We start from the raw sequence: 1,192 nt of genomic DNA, 5'->3' as shown, positions 1-1,192 counted from the left end.
CCTGGCGCGCGCCGACGAGCAGGCCCGGCGCGAGGGTCCGGAGCTCAGCCCGGCGGTCGCCCAGGCCGCCGCCGAGCTCGGCATGCTCTACACCACGTACCTCATGCAGGAGCTCGCGTTCGGCGAGGCGAAGGAGGGCCTGCGCGTCGCGGACGCGCCGGCCGCACGGGCGTCCAGGGACGACGACGGCGCGGGGACGACCGCCGTCACCGACGACCTCCAGGCCGTGATCACGGTGTCGGACGAGCCAGGGCCGGCAGCAGAACCCGAGGAGGCCGACGAGGAGCCCCGGGACCTGCCCTCCGGCCGGATCACCTATCACCAGGTGGTGCTGGCGGCGGTGCGGCTGGCGAACCTGCTGGACCCGTCGGCGCCCAGCACGCTGGCCGAGGTGGAGCCCGCGGGCGAGGACCAGGAGCCGTCCGCGTCCGGGAGCGGCGGGGCGAACGGCGACCTCGCCCGCGCCGGGGACCCGCTGCGCGAGAGCCTGCTCGACGTGGTCTCCGCGTTCGGCACCTCGACGGTCGAGTACGCCAACGGCCGCATCCCGGCCCACGTGTTGTGCCCGCTGGACTTCGCGCCGGGCCACCTGCTGCGCTGCGACGCGGCGGAGCGGCTGACGGCGCTGAGCGTGGAGTTCGAGGAGGAGTTCGGGCGCCCGATCCCGATCACGGACTCGTACCGGTCCTACGTGGACCAGGTGGCCGTGGCCGGCGCCAAGCCCCACCTGGCGGCGGTCCCGGGCACGTCCAACCACGGCTGGGGCCTGGCGATCGACCTGGGCGCGCCGATCTCGGGCGGCTCGTCCCCCGAGTACGTGTGGCTGCGGGTGCACGGCCCGGACTACGGCTGGGACAACCCCTCGTGGGCGCGCCGGGGCGGCTCCAAGCCGGAGCCGTGGCACTTCGAGTTCTTCGCGGCGGGCTCGGCGCCCAACCGCGCGGTCGACCCGTCCGACGTCGACCGGTGGACCAAGGGCGAGAAGCCCGAGGACGACGGCCCGCGCTACGAGGCCGCGGCCGATACCCGGGCGAAGGACCGCCCCACGGCGGAGGAGACGCGCAAGCCGGTGGCCAAGCCCGTCGACGAGCCACGCAAGCCCGGGACGAAGCAGCCGGCCAAGCCCGGCGCCAAGCCGAAGCCGAGCGAGCCGGCCCCGAAGCCCACGCCGACGCCGAAGCCCTCGCCGAAG

General features: G+C 75.6%; 1 protein-coding gene. It reads left to right on the top strand.

Annotated elements, in window-relative coordinates; all coding sequences use genetic code 11:
• Positions 1–1,192: M15 family metallopeptidase (locus PROKR_RS30825; RefSeq protein WP_211240161.1), on the top strand; the 1,192-nt coding region annotated here is incomplete at both ends.

This window comes from Promicromonospora kroppenstedtii DSM 19349 (assembly GCF_000515355.1).
GTDB lineage: Bacteria > Actinomycetota > Actinomycetes > Actinomycetales > Cellulomonadaceae > Promicromonospora > Promicromonospora kroppenstedtii.
Note: the sequence above shows the minus strand (reverse complement) of the source record. Positions and strands in the feature narration are given on the sequence as shown.